Below are 20,473 nucleotides of genomic sequence, written 5' to 3'. Positions count from 1 at the left end.
TTCATCCCGGGCCGCCGATATTCGCTACAGGCCGCAGCGGTGGCGCCTTTTGCCATCATGCGTCATCGCCCGGCGCGCCGCAACCCACGCCAGCGCCGGCGCCGGCGCCGGCGAACCTGTACAGAGGACGACAATGCGACCCGGAAGTTCCCGCCGGGTTATGCAAACGGTTTCAGGCCGATCAACCCACCCAGCGCCGCGCGTTACGGAACATGCGCATCCACGGCGAATCCTCGCCCCAGCTCTCCGGGTGCCAGGACATCTGCACGGTGCGGAAGACGCGCTCGGGGTGCGGCATCATGATCGTGAAGCGGCCGTCGGCGGTTGTCACCGCCGTCAAGCCGCCCGGCGAACCGTTCGGGTTATAGGGATAAACCTCGGTCGGCTCGCCCTTGTTGTCGACGTAGCGGACGGCCGACAGGCACTTTGCCTGGTCGTCGGCATTGGCGAACACAGCGCGGCCTTCGCCATGCGAGACGACGATGGGCACTTGCGAGCCCTCCATGCCGGCGAAGAAGATCGACGGCGAATCGAGGATTTCAGTCATCACGAAACGCGCCTCGAACTGCTCGACCTTATTGCGGCGGAAGGCCGGCCAGTGTTCGGCGCCGGGGATGATGGACTTCAGCGCGCTCATCATCTGGCAGCCGTTGCAGACGCCCAGCGCGAAGGTGTCCGGGCGGTTGAAGAAGGCAGCGAACTCGTCGCGGCAGCCGTCGTGCATCAGGATGGTCTTGGCCCAGCCCTGGCCGGCACCAAGGACGTCGCCGTAGGAGAAGCCGCCACAGGCGACGAGGCCCTTGAAATCCTTCAGTGTGACGCGGCCGGCGAGAATGTCGCTCATATGGACGTCGACCGCAGCAAAGCCTGCTCGGTCGAAGGCGGCAGCCATTTCGTAATGGCTGTTGACGCCCTGCTCGCGCAGGATGGCGACGCGTGGCCGGCCGCTGAGATCTTGGTAGACCTTGGTGAAATCGTCCTGTGGATCGAAGGTCACCTTCGGCGTCAGGCCGGGGTCGGTCGTGTCGAGGATGCGGTCGAATTCCTGCTGCGCGCAGCTCGGGTTGTCGCGCATCGCCTGCATCTGGTAGCTGGTCTCGGACCAGGCGCGCTGCAGGTCGACGCGCTTTTCACGCAGCACGCGCTTGGCGTTGCGGGTGACGCGGATTTCGTCCCACTCGTTCATGGTGCCGACGAAGTGATACGGCACGCCGCTGGCGCGCAGGATCGGCGTGACCTTCTCGCGGTCGGCGCGGCGGATCTGGATCAGGGCGCCCAGTTCCTCGTTGAACAGGGCGCGGACGATGTTTTCGAAATCGCGTCCGGCCATCAGGTCCGGACGCTTCTCGGCGCCATCGACATCGAGCGCGGCGGCATCGAAGCACAGGCCGTCGAGGTCGAGCGACACGCCGCGCCGGCTGGCGAAGGCCATTTCGCAGGCAGCGACGAACAGGCCGCCGTCGGAACGGTCATGATAGGCGAGCAGCAGGCCGTCGCGGTTCAGCTTCTGGACGGCGTCGAACAGGCCCTTCAGCTTGGCCGGATCATCGACGTCCGGCGCATCGCTGCCGGTCGCGTTATAGACCTGGGCCAGGGCCGAGCCGCCGAGACGATTGTGGCCGAGGTCGAGCAGCAGCAGTTCGGTTTCGCCCTGATCGACGGCCAGTTGCGGGGTCTTGGTCTTGCGCACGTCGTCGACGGCGGCAAAGGAAGTGACGATCAGCGACAGTGGCGACACCACCTGCTTCTTCTCGCCCTGCTCTTCCCAGGCGGTGCGCATCGACAGCGAATCCTTGCCGACCGGGATCGACACGCCAATCGCTTTGCACAGGTCGGACACCGCCTCGACGGTGTCGAAAAGGCGGGCATCCTCGCCCGGCACGCCGCAGGGCGCCATCCAGTTGGCCGACAGCTTGACCTTGCCGAGCTCGCCGATGTCGGCGGCGGCCAGGTTGGTCAGCGCCTCGCCGATCGCCATGCGGCCCGAAGCCGGCGCGTCAAGCACGGCAAGCGGCGTACGCTCGCCCATGGCGAAGGCTTCGCCGAGATAACCCTGGTAGCCCATCGTGGTGACGGCGACGTCGGCCACCGGCACCTGCCACGGGCCGACCATCTGGTCGCGGGCGGTCATGCCGCCGACCGAGCGATCGCCGATTGAGATCAGGAAGGTCTTGTCGGCGATGGTCGGCAGACGCATCAGGCGGTAGGCGGCGTCCTTGAGTTCGATGGAAACCGAATCAAACGGCACGAACGTGGACGACTGGCTGGTCACGTCGCGCGTCATGCGCGGCGGCTTGCCGAGCAGCGCTTCCATTTCCATGTCGACCGGATTGACGCCGAAATGGTCGTCGGTCACCGTCAGGTGGCCATCACCGGTCGCTTCGCCGACCACGGCAAAGGGGCAGCGCTCGCGCTCGCACATCTCCTGGAACTCGCCAATGCGGTTCGGCGGGATGGCCAGCACATAGCGCTCCTGCGATTCGTTCGACCAGATCTCGGCCGGCGACATGCCCGGCTCCAGGGTCGGCACCTTGCGCAGGTCGAACTTGGCGCCAACGCCGCCCGAGTGGGCCAGTTCCGGCAGGGCGTTGGAGACGCCGCCGGCACCGACGTCGTGCACGGAGAGGATCGGATTGTCCTTGCCCATCTGCCAGCAGCGGTCGATGACTTCCTGGGCACGCCGCTGGATTTCCGGGTTGCCGCGCTGGACGGAGGCGAAATCGAGGTCTTCGGCATTGACGCCGGCCGTCATCGACGAGGCGGCACCGCCGCCGAGGCCGATCAGCATCCCGGGGCCGCCCAGTTGCACGAACAGCGTGCCGACCGGGAAGGTTTCTTCCTTGAACGACTGCTCAGCCTGGATGGAACCGAGGCCGCCGGCGATCATGATCGGCTTGTGGTAGCCGCGCACCGTGCCGGCGACGTCCTGTTCGTAGGTGCGGAAATAGCCGGTCAGGTTCGGGCGGCCGAATTCGTTGTTGAAGGCGGCGGCACCGATCGGGCCTTCGAGCATGATGTCGAGGGCCGATGCGATGCGCGACGGGCGGCCGTAGGCCTTTTCCCAGGGCTGCGCCGCATCCGGCAGGTTGAGGTTGGAGACCGAGAAGCCGCACAGGCCGGCCTTCGGCTTGGAGCCCTTGCCGGTGGCGCCTTCGTCGCGGATTTCGCCGCCGCTGCCGGTCGACGCACCCGGGAAGGGCGAAATCGCCGTCGGGTGGTTGTGCGTCTCGACCTTGGTCAGGATGTGGGTCAGCTCTTCCTTGTAGCTGTAGCCGCGGTTGGCGTCCGGGTAGAAGCGCTGGATGGTCGCCCCCTCGATGATCGAGGCATTATCGGCGTAGGCCATCACCGTGCCTTGCGGGTTGGCCTGGTGCGTTTCCCGGATCATGCCGAACAGCGTCTTGTCCTTGGCTTCACCGTCGATGACCCACGAGGCGTTGAAAATCTTGTGCCGGCAGTGCTCGGAATTGGCCTGGGCGAACATCATCAGTTCGACGTCGGTCGGGTTGCGGCCGGCCTTGGTGAAGATGTCGAGCAGGTAGTCGATTTCGTCGTCGGACAGCGCCAGGCCGAGCGAAGCATTGGCCTCGACCAGCGCGGTTTTGCCCCCTTGCAGCACGTCGACCGTAGCCAGCGGCTTCGGCGCGAAATGGCGGAACAGTTCGCCGGCGGCATCGAAACCGGGCAGCACCGATTCGGTCATGCGGTCGTGCAGCAGGCCGGCGACGGTTTTGCGCTCTTCTGCGATCAACGCCCGGTTTTGCTTCAAGACCACATGGAAGGCGACGACACGCTCGATGCGCTCGATCGCCGGCTCCAGGTCGCAGTTGAAGGCAATGTCGGTGGCCTTCGACGACCACGGCGAAATGGTGCCGATGCGCGGCGCGACCAGGAACAGCTCGCCCTTGTCCGCGCCGGCCGGCACTTCTTCCAGCAGCTTCGCCAGCTTGGCACGCTCGTCGGCGGACAGCGCCCGCTTCTGCGCGACGACGTGCCAATAGTCGGCGGTCACCGCCTCGATGTCGGCCACGGCCGTGGTCAGGCGGGCAAGCAGGCGTTGCAGGCGAAAGGCGGAAAAGGCGGCGTCGCCCTTGAGGCAAAGAATGTCGGCCATGGGGAGGGAATTTCGGGTTAGGCGGAGAGGCCGGCATTATACCCGAGGCCGCGGGGGCGCCGGCGCCGGGCAGGCCGAATGCGCTCAGCGCGCGGGATCCCGCCCCAGCCGCACCAGGCGCACATCGACGGTAAGCGACAGCGCCGTCAGCGCCGCCGCCCGGGCGCGCCCTTCGGCACTGGCGCGATAGAGATGCGGCGTCATCGCCAGCAGGTCGGCGATCGGCTCCGGGCCGTCGAGATGCAGGGAATAGCGGACGCTTTCTTCGGCCAGGCGGGTGAAGCCCGGCGGCGCCGGCGCCTCGCCGGTGCGCTCGGGCTTCGGCCGCGGATAGATGATGGCGCGCAGTTCCCGCAGGTGGTCCGGCCCGGCATCGACCTGCAGCAACTGGCCGTCCGCCTTCAGCACGCGGGCGAACTCGCCATAGACCGGAAAGCCGAACAGGCACAGCACGCGGTCGAGCGTGCCCGGCAGCACCGGCAGGTTGGCGTTGCTGCCGACGACCCAGCCCGGCCGGCCATCCTGCTTCGCCGCCGCCTGGACCGCCCACTTGGAGATGTCGAGCCCGAGCAGCGCCAGCGTCCGGCCGTTCCCCGGCGTCGCGGCCAACTGGCGAAGGTAGTAGCCCTCGCCGCTGCCGGCATCGAGACAGCTGACGACGCCAGTGGCCGGCAGTTCGGCCAGCGCGGCGCGGGCGACCGCGGCGGCGATCGGCTGGTAATGGCCGGCGTTGAGGAAGCGCCGGCGCGCCGCGACCATCTCCCTGCTGTCGCCCGGATCGCGCGAACGCTTGTTCTGGACGGGCAGCAGATGGACATAGCCGGGACCGGCGACATCGAAACTGTGGCCGGCAGCGCAGCGCCAGGCCGCACCGTGACGGTGCAGCGGCGCGCCGTCCAGCGGGCAGGCCAGCGCCTGGAAGGGGAGGATGTTCAGCGGCATTGTTCCAGACGAGCCGCCAATCTCTTTCGTTCGAAATCGGCCAGCTTTTCGCTGTCGACCGCAACCCAAGCCGTCATTCGCTCAAAACCCCTGAAACAACAAGTCGATGGCCGCCGTAATGTCGTTGCGCCTACTCTCCAGGCTGAACATCGGGCTCTTGAGCATCTGTGCCGGCACAGCCGCCATGAATTGCGTCACCATGCAGACGCTGGCACCTTCGATCTCGAAGACCGGATTGAGCGTGCTGGCCGGCTTGGGCGCGACAGCGAGCGGCAACAGCGGAACGACGACGCGCGTATTCAGGTGGCTGAGCAGGTCGGCCTGAATATCCAGCAGGTAGCCGACACCTTCCGGATTCCGATAGACGGCGAAGCGCGGCATTAGAAGCTCCGGTAAGCGACCAGCGGAAGACCGTTCTGCTCGACATAGGCGTTGGAGCTTTCCAGCGCTTCGCGATTTTCGGCCAGCCAGAGTTCCGCCCGCCGCGCGGCGACGGCTTGCGCCAGGCCTGCCTCGGCAGCTTGGGAGACATTGATGCGCAGCAATTTCGCCTCGGCCAGCAAGGCTTCGTCCAATGAAACATTGGTCGCCTTGCGGGCGCTGTTCGATGCTGGCAATGGATTATTCGACATGGATAGGCACTGTTAAATCGACAGGAAAATATTGGCATTCATGCGCATGAATTGCAACATGTATTCACAAAACTCATGTTCCATTGCCAGTGACCGAAAATCTCCGGGCCGAATCCGCATTGCTGCGGTCGACCGCCGATTGGGCCCGATTTTCGCCCGCCGGCACCGCCGGCTAGCCGGCTATACTGGCGCGAAACCGCCTGCCGGAGAGCATCATGCCAGCCTGTCCCGACCAGTTCATCCTCGCGCTCGACCAGGGCACCACCAGCGCCCGCGCCATCCTGTTCGACCGGCACGGCAATATCCACGGCGTCGCGCAGCGCGAAATCACCCAGCATTACCCGCGGCCCGGCTGGGTCGAGCACGACGCCGGGGAAATCTGGCAGGCGCAGCTCGCCGTGGCGCAGGCCGTGCTGCGCGACAACGGCATCGCGGCGACGCAGGTAGCCGCCGCCGGCATCACCAACCAGCGCGAAACGACCGTCCTGTGGGACCGCACCAGCGGCGAACCGGTGCACCGCGCCATCGTCTGGCAGGACCGGCGCACCGCCGGCATCTGCGACGAACTGCGGGCGGCCGGCCATGCCGAACTGTTCCGCGCGCGCACCGGCCTCGTCGTCGACGCCTATTTCTCCGGCACCAAGCTGAAGTGGCTGCTCGACCACGTGCCCGGCGCCCGTGCCCGCGCCGAGCGCGGCGAACTCGCCTGCGGCACCATCGACAGCTGGCTGGCGTGGAAACTCTCGGGCGGCCGCCGGCACGTCACCGACCCGTCGAACGCCTCGCGCACCCTGCTTTTCGACATCCACCGCCGCTGCTGGGACGACGAACTGCTCGGCCTCCTCGACATTCCGCCGGCGCTGCTGCCGACGGTCGTCGACAGTAGCGAACACAGCGCGACCCTCGACCCCGCCTGGCTGGGCGCGCCGATTCCGCTGTGCAGCCTGATCGGCGACCAGCAGGCGGCGACCTTCGGGCAGGCCTGCCTGGCGCGCGGCATGGCCAAGAACACCTACGGCACCGGCTGCTTCCTGTTGATGAACACCGGCGACGAACCGATGGCCTCGCGCCACCAGTTGCTCGCCACGGTCGGCTGGCAGCTCGGCGGCCGCGCCAGCTACCTGCTCGAAGGCAGCGTCTTCATGGGTGGCGCCACCGTGCAATGGCTGCGCGACGGCCTCGGGCTGATCGCCAGCGCCGGCGAGGTCGAGGCGCTCGCCGCCAGCGTGCCCGACAACGGCGGCGTCTATCTGGTACCGGCGCACACCGGCCTCGGCGCGCCCTACTGGGACCCGTTCGCCCGCGGCGCCCTGTTCGGCATGACGCGTGGCACGACCCGCGCCCACGTCGCGCGCGCCGCGCTCGAGGCCATCGCCTTCCAGAGCGCCGAGGTGCTCCTGGCGATGGAGAAGGACGCCGGGCGGCGCCTGAGCGAAGTGCGCGTCGACGGCGGCGCCGCCAGGAACGACCTGCTGATGCAGTTCCAGGCCGACCTGCTCGGCGTCCCGGTGGTGCGGCCGCAGGTCACCGAGACCACCGCCCTCGGCGCCGCCTATCTGGCCGGCCTGGCGGTCGGCTACTGGCAGGACGAGGCAGAACTGGCCGCCCTGTGGCGCGCCGAACGCCGCTTCGAACCGGCGATGTCCGGCGACCGCCGGGCGGCGCTCTTCGCCGACTGGCAGCGCGCCGTCGAACGCACCCTCAACTGGGCCCAAGGCGGCTGATGGACGGTCCCGCCCGCCGGGAAGACGGTCTCGCCGCCCTGCGCGAGGCGCGCCCGTGGGACGTGCTGGTCATCGGCGGCGGCGCCACCGGCCTCGGGACTGCCGTCGACGCCGCCGCCCGCGGCTATCGCACACTGCTCGTCGAAGCGCGCGACTTCGCCGCCGGCACCTCGTCGCGCAGCACCAAGCTGATCCACGGCGGCGTGCGCTACCTGCGCCAGGGCGAACTCGGCCTGGTGCGCCACGCCCTGCACGAACGCGCGCACCTGCTGGTGAACGCGGCCCACCTAGTGCATCCGCTGGCCTTCGTCATCCCCGCCTGGCGCCGCGTCGACCGCATCTACTACGGCGCCGGCCTCAAACTCTACGACCTGCTGGCCGGCGCGCACAACCTGGCCGCCTCGCGCAGCCTGGACCGCCGGGACGTCATCGCCGCCCTGCCCGGCCTGCGCAGCGACGGCCTGTGCGGCGGCATCCGCTACTGGGACGGCCAGTTCGACGACGCCCGCCTGGCGATCGCGCTGATGCGCACGGCGAGCGACCGCGGCGCGACCTGCCTCAACTACCTGCCGGCGACCCGGCTGCTCAAGGCGAACGACGGGCGCGTCACCGGCGCCGCGCTGCGCGATGCGGAAAGCGGCGAGGAATTCGCGGTCGCCGCCCGCGTCGTCATCAACGCCACCGGCGTCCATGCCGACGACGTGCGCCGCTTCGACGACCCGGAGTCGCCGCCGCTGCTGACCCACAGCCAGGGCATCCACCTCGTCGTCGATGCCGGCTTCCTGCCCGGCTGGCAGGCGCTGCTGCTTCCGCAAACCGCCGACGGCCGCGTCCTGTTCGTCATTCCCTGGCAGGGCAAGGTGCTGATCGGCACGACCGACACCCCGCGCCCTGACCTGCACGACCTCGACGACCCGCAGCCGCTCGCCGCCGAGATCGACTTCCTGCTGCGCACCGTCGCCGGCGTGCTGACCCGGCCGCCGACCCGCGCCGACATCCGCAGCGCCTTCGCCGGCCTGCGCCCGCTGCTCCACCCGGACCACGCCGACGCCCGCGACACCGCCGCCCTGCCGCGCGAGCACGCGGTGCTGGTCAGCGACAGCGGCCTGCTCACCGTCACCGGCGGCAAATGGACGACCTACCGGCTGATGGCCGAACAGGTCGTCGACCGCGCCGCCCGCCTCGCCGGCCTGCCCGCCGTTCCCTGCCCGACCACGACGCTGAAGCTGCACGGCTGCCCCGACCGGCCGACCGGCGACGTCTATGGCACCGACGCCCCGCAACTGGCCGCCCTGCCCGGCCACGACATCCCCCTGCACCCGGCGCTGCCCCACAGCGAGGCGATGGTCCGCTTCGCCATCCGCCACGAAGCGGCGCGGACGATCGAGGACGTGCTGGCGCGCCGCACGCGCGCCCTGGTCCTCGATGCGAGGGCGGCCGAGGCGGCTATCGGGCGTGTCGCCGAAATCTTCGCCGAGGAACTCGCCCCGCCCCCGGCGCGGCTTGCCGCGCTGATCGCGGCGGCGCACGAAAGCGCACGGCGCTGCCTTCCCGCGCCATAGAACACTCGCGGTTTCCGCCAGCGGGCACTGACTCCGCAGCACGCCCCCTTCAAGAGGGAGGCCGGGCGGGGGATGGGTCCTTGCGCCTTGCGGCAAGCTCGCATGGTACGGCCGCCACCCTGCGCAAACCCGTGCCCGCGCGCTGGTGGTATGCTTTTCCCGTTCCCTCCCCGAGCGAGTGACCGATGCCCCTCAGGATCAACCTGAAAAGTGCCGTGCTTGCCGTTTCCGACGCCCTCGACCTGGTCGGCGTGAACGATTTCCAGCACGGCAAGCGGGTCGCCATGATCGCCCGCGAGACGGCGGCCGTCATGGGCCTGCCGGCGCCCCGGCTGGACGACCTGGTCTTCGCCTGCCTGCTGCACGACCTCGGGGTGTCGTCCACCGCCGAACACCGGCGCCTGGTTTCCGGCGCCGACTATCCCGATACCGGCGTGCATTGCGAACGCGCCTACCAGCTGCTGCAGCCCTTCGCCCACCTGTCGCTACTCGCCGATGCCATCCGCCACCACCACACGCCGTGGGCCGAGCTGCCGGCCGACCTCGGCGAGGCCGATGCCCTCGCCAGCAACCTGATCCTGCTGGCCGACCGCGTCGATGCGCTGCTTCTTCGCCACGGCCTCGACAATCCGCTGTTCCACAGCGCCGCCATCCGCCGCGAAATCGCCGGCCTCGCCGGCCGCACGCTGCAGCCAGAGGCGGTCGCCGCCTTCCTCGCCGCATCCGCGCGCGAGGCGTTCTGGATCGCCCTCGTGCCGCGTCACGTCCAGTCCTACCTGGCCGACCTGGCGCTGCCGCAATGGGGCATCGACATCGAATTTCCCCAGTTCCGCCATGTTGCCCGGCTGGTGTCCAGCATCGTCGATGCCAAGAGCCATTTCACCGCCGCCCATTCGCTGGGCGTCGCGCAGCTTTCGCGGCACCTCGGCGAATGCATGGGCTTCGCGCCGGACGATCTTTCCCGGATGGAAATCGCCGGGCTGATGCACGACATCGGCAAGCTCTGCGTGCCCGACGAGATCGTCGACAAGCCGGCGCGCCTGACGAGCGCCGAATTCTCGGTCATGGAGCGGCACGCCTTCGAGACCTACGAGATCCTGCGCCACGTCCCCGGGCTGGAGACGATCGCCGAATGGGCGGCCTTCCACCACGAGGCGCTCAACGGCCAGGGCTACCCCTTCCGCCGCTCGGCCGGCAACCTGGCCGTCGAAGCGCGCATCGTCGCCGTCGCCGACGTCTTTCAGGCGCTGGCCCAGGCCCGCCCCTACCGCGGCCCGCAGGCGCTCGAGGAAATTTCGCGCACGCTCGATGAATTCGCCGGCAAGGGCGTGCTCGATCCCGACATCGTCGCCGTCGCCCGCGACGATCTCGACGGCAGCTGGCGCGCCGCGACGCAGGTCCATTAGGCCTGCTGCGGTCGACCGCCGGTTGCTGGCGAATTTCGCGGCGGCCGGCGCTCAGCGCAGCGCCGAGGCGTAGCCCTCTTCGGCCAGGACCTGGCGCACCGCCGGCCGCGTCAGCATCCGGCGATAGTGGGCGGCGCAGTTTTCCGGCAGCGCGACGCCCGTCCGCTCGGCCCAGAACTCGACGTAGAACAGCGCGGCGTCGGCGATGGTGAACTGGTCGGCGAGGTAGTCGCGGCCGTCCAGTTCGCGGTTGACCAGGGCGAAGCCCTTGTCGATGATCAGCCGCCCCTGCGCCTTGACCGATTCCTGCTCGGCGGCGCTCGCCGAAAAGCGCTCGGTGGTGAAGATGCGCGCGAATCCGGCACCGTGAATCGTGTTGCAGGCATAGTTCATCAGCTCCAGGACGCGCACCTCGCCGGCCACCGTCTCCGGCAGCAGCCTGCGTTTCGGGTAGCTGCGCGCCAGCCACCAGGCGATCGACGAAAACTCGGTGAGCGCGCTGCCGTCGTCGAGCACCAGCGCCGGGATGGTGCCCTTGGGGTTGATCGCCAGGTAGTCCTTCCGGTGCTGGTCGCCGGCCAGCAGGTTGACCAGGTGCGCCTCGAAGACCAGCCCGCACTCTTCGAGCAGGATGTGGATGCCCGTCGAACACGAGCCCGGCGTCATGTAGAGGCGCTTGCTCATGCCGCCTCGTCCTCCACCTCGTGCTCCCCGGCGAACAGGCCTTGCTGGCGGATCAGCGCCTTGAAGCCCTTCATCACCGGGCGCGAGATCGTCGTTTCGGCCAGCACGCGCTTTTCGTAGATGAAATTGCGCAGCGCCTCGTCGCGCTCGCCGCGCGCCGCGCCGATCAGGTCGTGGGTGTCGGCGCCGAGCAGCTGGCCGGGGCATGCCTTGACCGCGTCGTAGAGCCGTTCCATCACGCGCTTCTCGGTCGGGGTCATCTTGCACTTGCCGTCGAGGATCTTGAGCATGACCGCCGTCGCGCAATCGACGTGGATCGGCGACAGCGGATGCCGGCGCACCCAGCCAGCGACTTCGGTCGCCGTCATGCCGCCGCCAGGGCCGCGGCCAGCGGCTCGTAGCCGCCGTCGACGCTGAAGACGCGGGTGAAGCGGAAATCGGCGAACATCTGCGCGAAGGTCTTGCTGGCGTTGCCGTGGTAGCAGTAGATCACCACCGGTGCCGCCTTCTCGATGCGACGAAGCCAGAGCGGAAAGCGCTGCTCGTCAAGGTGGGCGGCGCCACTCACGTGACCGCGCTGATAGCTGGCGAGGTCGCGCACGTCGAAAACGGTGATGCCGGCCTCGCTGCGCAGCAGCGTCGCCGCGTCGGCGGCGGAAAGGCAACGGAAGGGACTGCTGGCGGAGGTCGTCATGGTCGGGTCGCAACAGGGAAGGTTATTTTCCGGCAGGCGATGCAAGAGCGATGCCACGCCGCCAGCGCACGCCACGGCGCGGCGCGCCGGCCGGTAGCGGGCGCGCCCGGCGCCCGCTTGTCGGTTTTGCGACAGGCGGGGCGCGGCGGCCAGCGAAAAGGGCTATCATCGCTGCGCCACGATCCGCCCCCAGCCCCATGCGTCCCCTCGCCTTCGTCGACCTCGAAACCACCGGCGCCACCGCTACAGCCGACCGCATCACCGAAATCGGCATCGTCGAGGTCGATGCCGACGGCACGGTGCGCGAGTGGCAGCAGCTGGTCAATCCGGGCACGCGCATCCCGCCCTTCATCGAGCAGCTGACCGGCATCAGCAACGAAATGGTGGCCGCCGCGCCATCGTTCGCCGCCGTCGCCGGGGAAACCCTGCGCCGCCTGGAAGGCCGCCTGTTCATCGCCCACAACGCGCGTTTCGACTACGGCTTCCTGAAGAACGAATTCAAACGCCTGGGCGTCGATTTCCGCGCCCCGGTGCTGTGCACCGTCAAGCTGTCGCGGACGCTCTACCCGCAATTCCACCGCCACAACCTGGACAGCCTGATCGAGCGCCACGCCCTGCGTGCCGACGCCCGCCACCGGGCGCTGGCCGACGCGCAGCTGATCCACCAATTCTGGCAAAAAATACACGTCGACCGCAGCAGCGATGAAATCGACGCCGCGCTCGCCAAGCTCGCCGCCCGTCCCAGCCTGCCGCCGCATCTCGACCCCGGCATCATCGACGACCTGCCCGAAGGCCCCGGCGTCTACCTGTTCTACGGCGAACCGACCGAAAGCGGCGACCTGCCGCTCTACGTCGGCAAGGCCAAGGACATCCGCAAGCGCGTCCTCTCCCATTTCGCGGCCGACCACAGCTCGGCGAAGGAAATGGCGCTGGCACAGCAGCTGCGGCGCATCGACTGGATCGAGACGGCCGGCGAAATCGGCGCCCTGCTCAAGGAGGCAACGCTGGTCAAGCAGCTGCTGCCGACGCACAACCGCCTGCTGCGCAAGAACGACGAGCTGTGTACCTGGACCCTGGTCGACGAAGGCGAAGGCTGGCTGCGTCCCGAACTGGCTTCGGCGCACGACCTCGACTTCGGCGCCCGCACGTCCTGCTACGGCCTGTTCAAGAGCGCCCGCGAAGCCGCCGAAGTCCTGCGCGCCCTGGCCGCCGAGCACAACCTGTGCGACGCCCTGCTCGGCCTCGAAAGGACCGCCCCCGGCAAGCCCTGCTTCGGCCACCAGATCCGGCGCTGCAAGGGCGCCTGCGTCGGCCGGGAGCCTTATGCCCGGCACACCATGCGCCTGGTTGGCGCCCTCGCCCGGCTCAAGCTCGCCGCGTGGCCGGTGAACGGCCCGGCGCTGATCCGCGAAGGCGACGAAGCCCACCTGGTCGATAGCTGGCGCTATCTCGGCACCGCGAAAAACGACGACGAACTCGACGCCCTGCTCGCCGCCGGGCGCCCGCGCTTCGACCGCGACACCTACAAGATCCTCGCCAAATACGTCGGCCGCATGATTCCCTTATCATCGCAGCGTGCCGTCCCGCCCGGAGAATGACATGAGATCCCCGTTCAAGACGCTGCTCGCCGTCCTGCCGCTGGCCGCCAGCCTGACGGTCGCCGCCGAGGAGATCGGCTGCGCCACCACCACCTGGAAGCTGATCGGCGCCAACCACCGCGTCTGCATCTACGCCTACGACGACCCGAAGATTCCCGGCGTCACCTGTCACGTCAGCCAGGCGCGCACCGGCGGCGTCAAGGGCAGCTTCGGTCTTGCCGAAGACCCCTCGCAATTCTCGCTGGCCTGCCGTCAGGTCGGCCCGATCACGCTGCCGGCGAAACTCCCGGACGGCGAAACGGTGTTCAGCGAAGACACCTCGCTGATCTTCAAGGAAACCAAGATCCACCGCTTCCTCGACCAGAAGCGCAACGTGCTGGTCTATCTGGCGATCAGCCGCAAGATCATCGAAGGCGCGCCGGCCAACGCCATCTCGACCGTGCCGATCCAGTCGTGGGGCGGCAAGTGAGGCGGCGGACGGCGCTGGGCGACATCGCCCCCTACATCACGAAGGACGGCTCGGAAATCCGCGAACTGCTGCACCCCGAGCAGCACGCGGTGCGCCACCAGAGCCTGGCCGAAGCCGTCGTCCCGCCCGGCGTCGCCACCCTGCTGCACCGCCACGCGACCAGCGAGGAGATCTACCACGTCACCCGCGGCCGCGGCGTCATGACCCTCGGCGACGAGGAATTCGCCATCGCCGCCGGCGACAGCATCGCAATCGCGCCGGGCACGCCGCATCGCGTGCGCAACACCGGCGCCGGGCCGCTACACATCCTGTGCTGCTGCGCGCCCGCCTACGCGCACGACGACACCGAACTGCTGGGCTGAGTCAGCGCCCCGCGAGCGCAGCCAGCGCTTCCGCCAGCCCGCCATGCACGATGCGCGCGGGAACCGCCAGCATCAGGTTGAGCGGCAGGCCGAAATCCTCGACCAGCAGTCCGTTGCGGTCGACCGTCCTTTTGACATCATTTTCGGACACCCCGCCGGCGAGGCGCGCGACGCGCTCGACCGTGGTTTCCGCAGTCTGTACATAGCCTATCACCGGCTTGCCCAGCGCCAGCGCGAAGCCGACCTCGACGCAGGTGCCGGAATCCGGCTCGCAGCCGCGAAAGGGATCGAGCCGGGCGAACACCGCGTCGGCGGCGCGGATCAGCGCGATATTGGCGTGATAGATGCCCGCCGCCGTCGTTTCGACGCCATCGAGCGGGATCAGCGCGACGTGCCCCTGCGCCGCACACAGGGCGCGCGCCCGTTCCGCCCAGTCGGCAGCATCCGGCCGAAAAACGTCAGGACCGGCGAGATAAAGTTTCATCGACGACGCCTCTGAAACAAAACGAAACATTCCGTTGCACAAAGGCGACTGGCAGGACGCCGGAAAAGCGCGACCATGGCGGCTGAACCAAAGCGCAGGAGGCCATCATGCCATTTCACCGCCAATCCCGGGACAGAAGCGTCATCGCCTTTCTCGAAACGTCGCGCATCCATTTCGACCTCAACCCGCCGCGCCGGCCGGCCAGGCCGCACACCACGCTGCGCTCGCTGCTGGTCGCCGGCAGCCTGGGCGCCCTGTTCGGCGGCCCGGCGCTGGCCGATACCGCGCTCGACACCGTCCGCGATTTCGAGCTGCGTCCCGGCGCGTCGATCGCCGCACAGCTCGCCGAACCGGCAAGCCTGTCGCAACTTCAGAAATAGGGGAACGCTGCCGGCGCCGGTATTCCGCCCGGTCAGTTCAGCTTGTCCGGACGCCCGCAGCACTGCTTGAACTTGCGGCCGCTGCCGCACGGGCACGGGTCGTTGCGACCCGATTTCGGTTCCGCGTTGCGGACGGTGCCGCCGGCGCGCTTGTTGCGCCAGAAGTTGTAGAGCGTCTGGACGATGACCGGCAGGTTGTCCTGGATGTCGGCCACCAGGCGCGCCTCCTCGGCCGGCGAGAACCAGCGTTCGCCGCTCTTTTCGACATCCTCCTTGAGCATGCCGTTGAGCAGGAACATCGGCTCGAGCAGTTCGGACAGGTCGTCGGCGTGCTTGCCGGCGAGTTCGAACCAGTCGCCGGCGAGACCGGCACCGAAAACGTAGGTGTCGGCCCAGGCGGCGTAGTCGTATTCATCGCCGTCCTCGTCGAGCGGGTAGAGGATGGGGGCGATGGTCTCGTCGTCGAGCAGCGCGGCGGCAAGGTCGTTGTTGAGGCGCATCAGCAGTTCGATCGTTTCCGCCACCTGCGGGTCGTCGGCGCTGGCCAGCCCCTTGCCCAGCGCCTCCGGCAGCCAGACCGCCGGTTCGACCGGCAGCGGTCCGCTGACGATGGCGCAGAGCATGGCCTGGATTTCATCGAGACGCATGGCGTCGCCCTGGAACACATCGGTTTCCAGAAGCAGTTCGAGGCGGTCGAGATCGCTGTCGTCGAGGGGATTCGGATTCATTCGCGGTATCCTGTGAAACTTCCCTGAATCATAGCCGAATCTACCGGTCTTAGCCGACCGGACCCGACGAGAACAGCCATGCCGAAAATCGAAAAAACCGACGCCGAATGGCGCGCCCAGCTGACCCCCACCGAATACCGCGTGACCCGCGAGAAAGGCACCGAGCCCGCCTTCACCGGCAAGTATTGGGACACCCACAGCGACGGCACCTACCGCTGCATCTGCTGCGGCGCCCCGCTCTTCCGCTCCGAAACCAAGTTCGATTCGGGCTGCGGCTGGCCGAGCTTCCACACGCCCAACGACGAAAAACTGATCGACGAGCACGTCGACAAGAGCTTCGGCATGCTGCGCACCGAGGTCACCTGCCACGACTGCGGCGCCCACCTCGGCCACGTCTTCCCCGACGGCCCGGCACCGACCGGCCTGCGCTACTGCATCAACTCGGCGTCGCTGAAGCTGGAGGAAGACGAGGCGTAACGGGGGTGGCGATATCCGCCACATCACCGCAACTCGGCCAAACCTGCCGGAGGCGTCGCGTCAGTAAAATGGCAGATGTTTGCCAGTAACCTGACGCTGGGCTCCATACAGTTCTCCTTTGTCAATGATTCCATTCATTTTGGGTTCGGGCTATGTTCTGCTTATTTATAATCAGTGTGCCTATCGCCACGTCCGGCCACGGGTTTCTCGCTCTTCGAGCATCTCACCATCAGTCAGTAAAAGCATCGTTAGTACCTCGTCTCCACTAATCTTAATCGTCTGCTCAAGAAGCTCGTACCGACCAGCCTCTCCGCGATCAAACCATGTTTCAGCACCCATCTTGACCGGTCGGTGCTCGCTTCTCGACCCGAACAAGATGTCGAACGCGTACGAGTCAGCATCCAATTGGTTTTGAGGAAACCATCGTTCAGGTACATCCTTCGAGCGCTTAAACCATCTCCTACCTTCGTTTCCGTGGCAAACCAAGATCATAGGAAAGACGTTTGCATCAACAAGGCGGATCGATGTCGCCGTTAGACTAGTCTGAAAACGGTCGGCCAATTGTTTTGCGAGGTCAAACGACGCAGTCTTCGCCTGCCTAGCTAACGGGCGAAAGAGGAACCATGGCATCAAAAGATCGGCGGCGTAACGGTCTGCCTCTCGCTCCGCCACCGGAACATTCTGTCGCTCACTACCAATGTCTTCAGGACGGCAGATAAACGACTTGCCTCTATGGTGGTACCAGTGACCCAATTCGTGCCCAAGGGAGAAGCGCTTGCGACGCTCATGTAGTCCTTCATGCACAGTCACAATCGCACGATCGCCGCGGCCGATAATGCGGGCTTCGCAACCATCCAGACGACGGTAGTTGACCTTAACGCCCACGTGCCAAGCAATGGCTTCGAGGTCTAAATCCTCCGGTTCGGAAACACCAAGCTCGAGAAGTAGCCCTTCTGCTGCGTTCGTAGCCGTCACAACCAGTCATCCTCATCCGGAAGCGTCCCCAAATCACGAAGGTCTTCAACGATGCCCAGGATGTCCTCGTCGGACAGTTCATTCTCGTTTCGAGCGGCAAGAGTCAGTTTAGTCCTGAATTCCGGATCGTTAGCCACAAGTCTCTTGAGAATTTCCCTGGCCCGACTCGGGTCTAGAAGCGGCGTGACGGTTCCCCCCTTTGCTCGACTTGCAGCAACAGCCGTCTTAGCTTCTCGCAACTTTGACTTTGCTGCCAATGCGCTACCCTTGAGAACAAGAGCTCGCACTCGCTCAGTCGCTGCTTTGAGATCGCGCCCGCTGGCCCTCTCTTCTTCCAAGAATTCGGCATCGGAAGCGGCAAGCAAATCCTCGATCAAGGCATCCGTAAGGTTGTCTAGTTCCTGCCCAGGAATCCTCATCTTGCTTGTCATGATTTCCATCCTTCCGGGTATCTTTGGTTGATGCGCCGTCGGATTCGTCTTCGTATTGTTGCGTACGTCGTTTCGTCCAAGTTCAAATCTGCCCGTGTTTCCTCAGCTGTTAGACCGGCGAAGATATCAAGGAGCACGAGTTCCGCTACAGCGTCATCTTCAAACAATCGGTGAAATGCAGCCTTCATCTTGCTCGCGCTATCCTCTTCCACTAACAGCTGCTCCGGGCTTGACGCCCGATCTTCGACATCAGCGAGTGCATCTCTTTCGTCACCATCATCACTCAACGTCGAGACCGGTGCAGCAAGCTCAATGGGGTCAACCATCGAAGCCTTGTGACGAGCGGAAACAAGACTCTTCATCACATTCACCAAGAAAGCCAAAATCGGAACGTCTATCGGGCAATTGCGAACCCCCTCAAGGGCCCGACAAATCGCTTCTTGCAGGAGATCATCTGCTGAAAGAGAGCGCCCCGAACTCAACCAGTTCGCAACGCGTTCTAACTTTAGCAACTCTGCTTCCGAGAGCGCGGCAATCGCCCTTCGCATCTCGTCACGACTCAGCATATCGCTAGTCACCCAGTCCTCCTCCGCTCCAGCGTTCAGCCCTCACTTAGTAAGGCTCTAGGCAAGTATCCAGCCGGACAAGAAAAAAAGAATAAAAATGTCCGAGGGCGGGTTTGCGCAGAGCCTGCTTTAGTAGGGTGCCATTTCGCGTACCCACTAACCTTAAGGACCATTGAAATGATATATGCAATCAACTATGACTTGTGCAAACCCGGACGTGACTATGACGGCCTTTACGGCGCGATCAAAGGCTGCGGCGGCTGGTGGCACTACTTGGGATCTACTTGGCTTGTCGATACCAACCTCGACGCTACCGGCATCTACGCCCGCTTGAAACCTCACCTCGACAGCAATGACAATATGTTGATCATCGGAGTTACTCGGGACTACAACGGTTGGCTCCCGCAAGAGGCGTGGAACTGGATCAACGAGCGCGTGCGTAAGGCAGCTTGAGTTACGTCGATGGGCGGCCCACGGCAAAGAAGCTTCAGGCATTTCAGTGGCACGCGGACCTTGTGTCCGCCAAAGCAAAAAAGCCAACCTGTATGGGTTGGCTTTTTTGTATGAGGGATCTTGGTGGCCAAACCAACAACACGCGGATTTTTTAGCTACGTTCAGCTTAAAGCCGATTAGCCGCCTATCGCCTAATGCTTCACAGACGACAGCTTCGGCCGATAAACAGCCAAAAGCACCCCACAGCCCGTCATCCGCCTCAGTCCCGGCGCAGTAGCCAGACATGTTCGGTGGCCGGGCACTTGCCGCGCAGGCCGCCGGCAACCTCGGTACTGGCGAGCAGCGTCGGTTCGTAATGCGGGCTGTAAAGACGGCGGATTTCATCGGCGCCGACGGCGAACGGCGGGCCGTCCTGCAGGCTCTGGTCGTATTCGTAGGCGACCAGCAGTTGCCGGGCGCGACCGGTGACGGCGGCGAGATGGTCGGCGTAGCGCTGGCGCATGGTGGCGGGCAGCGCGACCAGCGCGGCCCGGTCGTAGACCGCGTCGATCCGGCCGAGCTCGCTGCCGGTCAGGTCAAAGATGTCGCCACAGTAGATGTCGAGGTCTTCGACGGCAAAATGGGGCAGCGGTCCGGTCCGGGAAATGGCCGGTTGCAGTTCCATGTCTGCAAATAGCTGATCGACGGCGACCCGGCTCAATTCAACACCGACCACCCGATACCCGGATTCCAGCAACCATAGGATATCGCGCGTCTTGCCGCATAGCGGTACGAAAACACGGCTCCCGGCTGGCAACGACAGTGCGCCGAAATGCTCGAGCAGCAATGGATTGAAATCATCCTGATGAAAACCGATTTCACTTTTCTCCCATTTCGCGTGCCAAAAGCTTGCGTCCATCGTTCACTCCCTGGTTAGTCGCTTAATGGCTCGCCGGCGGGCAGCGAACCGCGTTCCTGCATGAAGCGCCCCGGCGGCATGCCGAAGGCGCGCTTGAACATGGCCGAGAAGGCCGCCGGGCTGGCGTAGCCCAGTTCCGCCGCGACGGCGCCGCACGGGCGGCCGCGGCCGATCAGGTCGAGCGCCCGCGCCAGGCGCAACTGCTGGCGCCAGGCGCCGAAGCTCATTTTCAGTTCGCCAGCGAATAGCCGGGCCAGCGTCCGCTCGCTGGCGCCGACGCGAGCCGCCCATTCGGACAGCAACAGCGGGGAGGCGGGATCGTCGATCAGCGCGCCACACAGCGCCTGCAGGCGGCGGTCGGAGGGCAGCGGCAGGCCCAGCGAGAGCGCCGGGGCCCGACCGATCTCGGTGAGCAGCAGGCGGATCATCAGGTCGCGGCGCATCTCGTCGCCCTCCTCGACCCGGCTGATCGCCTCGACCAGCGTCCGCATCAGGTCCGACACCTCGATCACCGAACAGGCGTGGAGCGGCAGCGGCGCCGCTTCGGCGGCGACATAGACGGTGCGCAGTTCGACCTCGCCGAGTGCGACGACCTCATGCTCGATGTTCGGCGGAATCCACACCGCGCGAAAAGCCGGCGCCAGCCAAGCCATGCCGGCCGCCGCGATGCGCAGCGCGCCGCGCAGCGGAAAGGCGAGTTGCGCCCAGTCGTGGCTGTGCAGCGGCACGCGCACGTCGGGCGGCAGGCGACGCTGGTTGACGGTCAGCGGTTCATCCGGCGTCGGCGCCCGGCGCGGAAAGGGGTCAAAAGGCAAGTGTGTCAGCATTGCGATAATTTTTGTCTGATTATCGAATATACGTCAATAGCAGGCCGCTTAAACTGAGCTGCCGGAT

The 20,473-nt window shown here is 66.2% G+C and carries 23 protein-coding genes; 9 read left to right on the top strand and 14 right to left on the bottom strand.

What is annotated here, in order from left to right; all coding sequences use genetic code 11:
• Positions 1-181: 181 nt before the first annotated feature.
• The 4 genes from purL to GH660_RS15835 all read right to left on the bottom strand — a co-directional run bounded on the left by purL (position 182) and on the right by GH660_RS15835 (position 5,673).
• Positions 182-4,114, bottom strand: coding sequence for a phosphoribosylformylglycinamidine synthase (gene purL / locus GH660_RS15850; protein ID WP_153147684.1), 3,933 nt, complete (start codon positions 4,112-4,114; stop codon positions 182-184).
• Positions 4,115-4,198: 84 nt separating this feature from the next.
• Positions 4,199-5,056, bottom strand: a complete 858-nt coding sequence (locus GH660_RS15845; RefSeq protein WP_153147682.1) for a putative RNA methyltransferase — start codon at positions 5,054-5,056, stop codon at positions 4,199-4,201.
• A gap of 81 nt (positions 5,057-5,137) precedes the next feature.
• Entirely contained in the window at positions 5,138-5,437 is a 300-nt protein-coding gene (locus tag GH660_RS15840; protein ID WP_153147680.1) for a CcdB family protein, read from the bottom strand.
• Positions 5,437-5,673, bottom strand: coding sequence for a type II toxin-antitoxin system CcdA family antitoxin (locus GH660_RS15835; RefSeq protein ID WP_153147678.1), 237 nt, complete (start codon positions 5,671-5,673; stop codon positions 5,437-5,439). Before GH660_RS15835 ends, GH660_RS15840 begins: the two co-directional genes overlap by 1 nt.
• 230 nt (positions 5,674-5,903) lie before the next feature.
• Here GH660_RS15835 and glpK point away from each other — a divergent pair, with 230 nt between their 5' ends.
• The 3 genes from glpK to GH660_RS15820 all read left to right on the top strand — a co-directional run bounded on the left by glpK (position 5,904) and on the right by GH660_RS15820 (position 10,380).
• Positions 5,904-7,412, top strand: coding sequence for a glycerol kinase GlpK (glpK, locus tag GH660_RS15830; protein ID WP_153147676.1), 1,509 nt, complete (start codon positions 5,904-5,906; stop codon positions 7,410-7,412).
• Positions 7,412-8,974, top strand: coding sequence for a glycerol-3-phosphate dehydrogenase/oxidase (locus tag GH660_RS15825; protein WP_194266335.1), 1,563 nt, complete (start codon positions 7,412-7,414; stop codon positions 8,972-8,974). The genes glpK and GH660_RS15825 overlap by 1 nt, the downstream gene beginning before the upstream one ends.
• Positions 8,975-9,159: 185 nt before the next feature.
• A complete protein-coding gene (locus GH660_RS15820; protein ID WP_153147674.1) occupies positions 9,160-10,380 on the top strand; it encodes an HD-GYP domain-containing protein in 1,221 nt (406 codons plus the stop codon).
• Between the two features lie 51 nt (positions 10,381-10,431).
• On the opposite strand, the gene GH660_RS15815 is transcribed toward GH660_RS15820, so the two are convergent.
• The 3 genes from GH660_RS15815 to GH660_RS15805 are packed head-to-tail and all read right to left on the bottom strand — an operon-like array spanning position 10,432 to position 11,758.
• On the bottom strand, positions 10,432-11,064 hold the full coding sequence (locus GH660_RS15815; protein WP_153147672.1) for a glutathione S-transferase family protein: 633 nt from the start codon (positions 11,062-11,064) through the stop codon (positions 10,432-10,434).
• Complete coding sequence (locus GH660_RS15810; RefSeq protein WP_153147670.1) at positions 11,061-11,432, bottom strand: hypothetical protein; 372 nt, start codon at positions 11,430-11,432, stop codon at positions 11,061-11,063. The genes GH660_RS15815 and GH660_RS15810 overlap by 4 nt, the downstream gene beginning before the upstream one ends.
• On the bottom strand, positions 11,429-11,758 hold the full coding sequence (locus GH660_RS15805) for a thiosulfate sulfurtransferase GlpE (RefSeq protein ID WP_153147668.1): 330 nt from the start codon (positions 11,756-11,758) through the stop codon (positions 11,429-11,431). The genes GH660_RS15810 and GH660_RS15805 overlap by 4 nt, the downstream gene beginning before the upstream one ends.
• 197 nt (positions 11,759-11,955) lie before the next feature.
• Between GH660_RS15805 and GH660_RS15800 the strand changes: the two genes are divergently transcribed.
• The 3 genes from GH660_RS15800 to GH660_RS15790 are packed head-to-tail and all read left to right on the top strand — an operon-like array spanning position 11,956 to position 14,187.
• Positions 11,956-13,356 (top strand): 3'-5' exonuclease family protein, encoded by a 1,401-nt coding sequence (locus tag GH660_RS15800; RefSeq protein ID WP_153147666.1) that lies wholly within the window; start codon positions 11,956-11,958, stop codon positions 13,354-13,356.
• A gap of 1 nt (position 13,357) precedes the next feature.
• Positions 13,358-13,825, top strand: a complete 468-nt coding sequence (locus tag GH660_RS15795; protein ID WP_153147664.1) for a CreA family protein — start codon at positions 13,358-13,360, stop codon at positions 13,823-13,825.
• Positions 13,822-14,187 carry a cupin domain-containing protein gene (locus tag GH660_RS15790; RefSeq protein ID WP_153147662.1) on the top strand — a complete coding sequence of 122 codons (366 nt, stop codon included), beginning with the start codon at positions 13,822-13,824 and terminating at the stop codon, positions 14,185-14,187. Before GH660_RS15795 ends, GH660_RS15790 begins: the two co-directional genes overlap by 4 nt.
• Before the next feature lies 1 nt (position 14,188).
• Here GH660_RS15790 and GH660_RS15785 read toward each other — a convergent pair whose 3' ends face one another.
• Positions 14,189-14,671, bottom strand: coding sequence for a nucleoside 2-deoxyribosyltransferase (locus GH660_RS15785; RefSeq protein WP_153147647.1), 483 nt, complete (start codon positions 14,669-14,671; stop codon positions 14,189-14,191).
• 107 nt (positions 14,672-14,778) lie between these two features.
• Between GH660_RS15785 and GH660_RS15780 the strand changes: the two genes are divergently transcribed.
• Complete coding sequence (locus GH660_RS15780; protein ID WP_153147646.1) at positions 14,779-15,051, top strand: hypothetical protein; 273 nt, start codon at positions 14,779-14,781, stop codon at positions 15,049-15,051.
• A 32-nt stretch (positions 15,052-15,083) separates the two neighbouring features.
• On the opposite strand, the gene GH660_RS15775 is transcribed toward GH660_RS15780, so the two are convergent.
• Positions 15,084-15,779, bottom strand: coding sequence for a YecA family protein (locus GH660_RS15775; RefSeq protein WP_153147644.1), 696 nt, complete (start codon positions 15,777-15,779; stop codon positions 15,084-15,086).
• Positions 15,780-15,857: 78 nt separating this feature from the next.
• On the opposite strand from GH660_RS15775, the gene msrB reads away from it, so the two are divergent.
• Positions 15,858-16,256, top strand: coding sequence for a peptide-methionine (R)-S-oxide reductase MsrB (gene msrB / locus GH660_RS15770; protein WP_153147643.1), 399 nt, complete (start codon positions 15,858-15,860; stop codon positions 16,254-16,256).
• A gap of 180 nt (positions 16,257-16,436) precedes the next feature.
• On the opposite strand, the gene GH660_RS15765 is transcribed toward msrB, so the two are convergent.
• From GH660_RS15765 to GH660_RS15755, 3 genes are read right to left on the bottom strand one after another with little or no spacing between them, the layout of a single operon-like run.
• The gene (locus GH660_RS15765; protein WP_153147642.1) at positions 16,437-17,231 is read right to left on the bottom strand and encodes an ImmA/IrrE family metallo-endopeptidase; all 795 of its coding nucleotides are present in this window, start codon (positions 17,229-17,231) and stop codon (positions 16,437-16,439) included.
• A complete protein-coding gene (locus GH660_RS15760; RefSeq protein WP_153147641.1) occupies positions 17,228-17,662 on the bottom strand; it encodes a hypothetical protein in 435 nt (144 codons plus the stop codon). The genes GH660_RS15765 and GH660_RS15760 overlap by 4 nt, the downstream gene beginning before the upstream one ends.
• Positions 17,659-18,240 carry a hypothetical protein gene (locus GH660_RS15755; RefSeq protein WP_153147640.1) on the bottom strand — a complete coding sequence of 194 codons (582 nt, stop codon included), beginning with the start codon at positions 18,238-18,240 and terminating at the stop codon, positions 17,659-17,661. Before GH660_RS15755 ends, GH660_RS15760 begins: the two co-directional genes overlap by 4 nt.
• A 165-nt stretch (positions 18,241-18,405) precedes the next feature.
• Here GH660_RS15755 and GH660_RS15750 point away from each other — a divergent pair, with 165 nt between their 5' ends.
• Positions 18,406-18,681, top strand: a complete 276-nt coding sequence (locus GH660_RS15750) for a hypothetical protein (protein ID WP_153147639.1) — start codon at positions 18,406-18,408, stop codon at positions 18,679-18,681.
• Positions 18,682-18,940: 259 nt separating this feature from the next.
• On the opposite strand, the gene tmpT is transcribed toward GH660_RS15750, so the two are convergent.
• Both tmpT and GH660_RS15740 read right to left on the bottom strand, forming a co-directional pair.
• On the bottom strand, positions 18,941-19,579 hold the full coding sequence (gene tmpT, locus GH660_RS15745; RefSeq protein WP_153147638.1) for a thiopurine S-methyltransferase: 639 nt from the start codon (positions 19,577-19,579) through the stop codon (positions 18,941-18,943).
• A gap of 14 nt (positions 19,580-19,593) precedes the next feature.
• The gene (locus tag GH660_RS15740) at positions 19,594-20,394 is read right to left on the bottom strand and encodes a helix-turn-helix domain-containing protein (protein WP_228276530.1); all 801 of its coding nucleotides are present in this window, start codon (positions 20,392-20,394) and stop codon (positions 19,594-19,596) included.
• Positions 20,395-20,473 lie beyond the last annotated feature (79 nt).

The sequence above is a fragment of the Dechloromonas sp. H13 genome, from assembly GCF_009469615.1.
Lineage (GTDB): Bacteria > Pseudomonadota > Gammaproteobacteria > Burkholderiales > Rhodocyclaceae > Azonexus.
This window is presented reverse-complemented; position numbering and strand designations above follow the sequence as displayed.

Bases quoted from the DNA above. Each gene is read 5' to 3' on its own strand.
- purL (WP_153147684.1), bottom strand. From the start codon at position 4,114: ATGGCCGACATTCTTTGCCTCAAGGGCGACGCCGCCTTTTCCGCCTTT.
- GH660_RS15845 (WP_153147682.1), bottom strand. From the start codon at position 5,056: ATGCCGCTGAACATCCTCCCCTTCCAGGCGCTGGCCTGCCCGCTGGAC.
- GH660_RS15840 (WP_153147680.1), bottom strand. From the start codon at position 5,437: ATGCCGCGCTTCGCCGTCTATCGGAATCCGGAAGGTGTCGGCTACCTG.
- glpK (WP_153147676.1), top strand. From the start codon at position 5,904: ATGCCAGCCTGTCCCGACCAGTTCATCCTCGCGCTCGACCAGGGCACC.
- GH660_RS15825 (WP_194266335.1), top strand. From the start codon at position 7,412: ATGGACGGTCCCGCCCGCCGGGAAGACGGTCTCGCCGCCCTGCGCGAG.
- GH660_RS15820 (WP_153147674.1), top strand. From the start codon at position 9,160: ATGCCCCTCAGGATCAACCTGAAAAGTGCCGTGCTTGCCGTTTCCGAC.
- GH660_RS15815 (WP_153147672.1), bottom strand. From the start codon at position 11,064: ATGAGCAAGCGCCTCTACATGACGCCGGGCTCGTGTTCGACGGGCATC.
- GH660_RS15810 (WP_153147670.1), bottom strand. From the start codon at position 11,432: ATGACGGCGACCGAAGTCGCTGGCTGGGTGCGCCGGCATCCGCTGTCG.
- GH660_RS15805 (WP_153147668.1), bottom strand. From the start codon at position 11,758: ATGACGACCTCCGCCAGCAGTCCCTTCCGTTGCCTTTCCGCCGCCGAC.
- GH660_RS15800 (WP_153147666.1), top strand. From the start codon at position 11,956: ATGCGTCCCCTCGCCTTCGTCGACCTCGAAACCACCGGCGCCACCGCT.
- GH660_RS15795 (WP_153147664.1), top strand. From the start codon at position 13,358: ATGAGATCCCCGTTCAAGACGCTGCTCGCCGTCCTGCCGCTGGCCGCC.
- GH660_RS15785 (WP_153147647.1), bottom strand. From the start codon at position 14,671: ATGAAACTTTATCTCGCCGGTCCTGACGTTTTTCGGCCGGATGCTGCC.
- GH660_RS15780 (WP_153147646.1), top strand. From the start codon at position 14,779: ATGCCATTTCACCGCCAATCCCGGGACAGAAGCGTCATCGCCTTTCTC.
- GH660_RS15775 (WP_153147644.1), bottom strand. From the start codon at position 15,779: ATGAATCCGAATCCCCTCGACGACAGCGATCTCGACCGCCTCGAACTG.
- msrB (WP_153147643.1), top strand. From the start codon at position 15,858: ATGCCGAAAATCGAAAAAACCGACGCCGAATGGCGCGCCCAGCTGACC.
- GH660_RS15760 (WP_153147641.1), bottom strand. From the start codon at position 17,662: ATGACAAGCAAGATGAGGATTCCTGGGCAGGAACTAGACAACCTTACG.
- GH660_RS15750 (WP_153147639.1), top strand. From the start codon at position 18,406: ATGATATATGCAATCAACTATGACTTGTGCAAACCCGGACGTGACTAT.
- tmpT (WP_153147638.1), bottom strand. From the start codon at position 19,579: ATGGACGCAAGCTTTTGGCACGCGAAATGGGAGAAAAGTGAAATCGGT.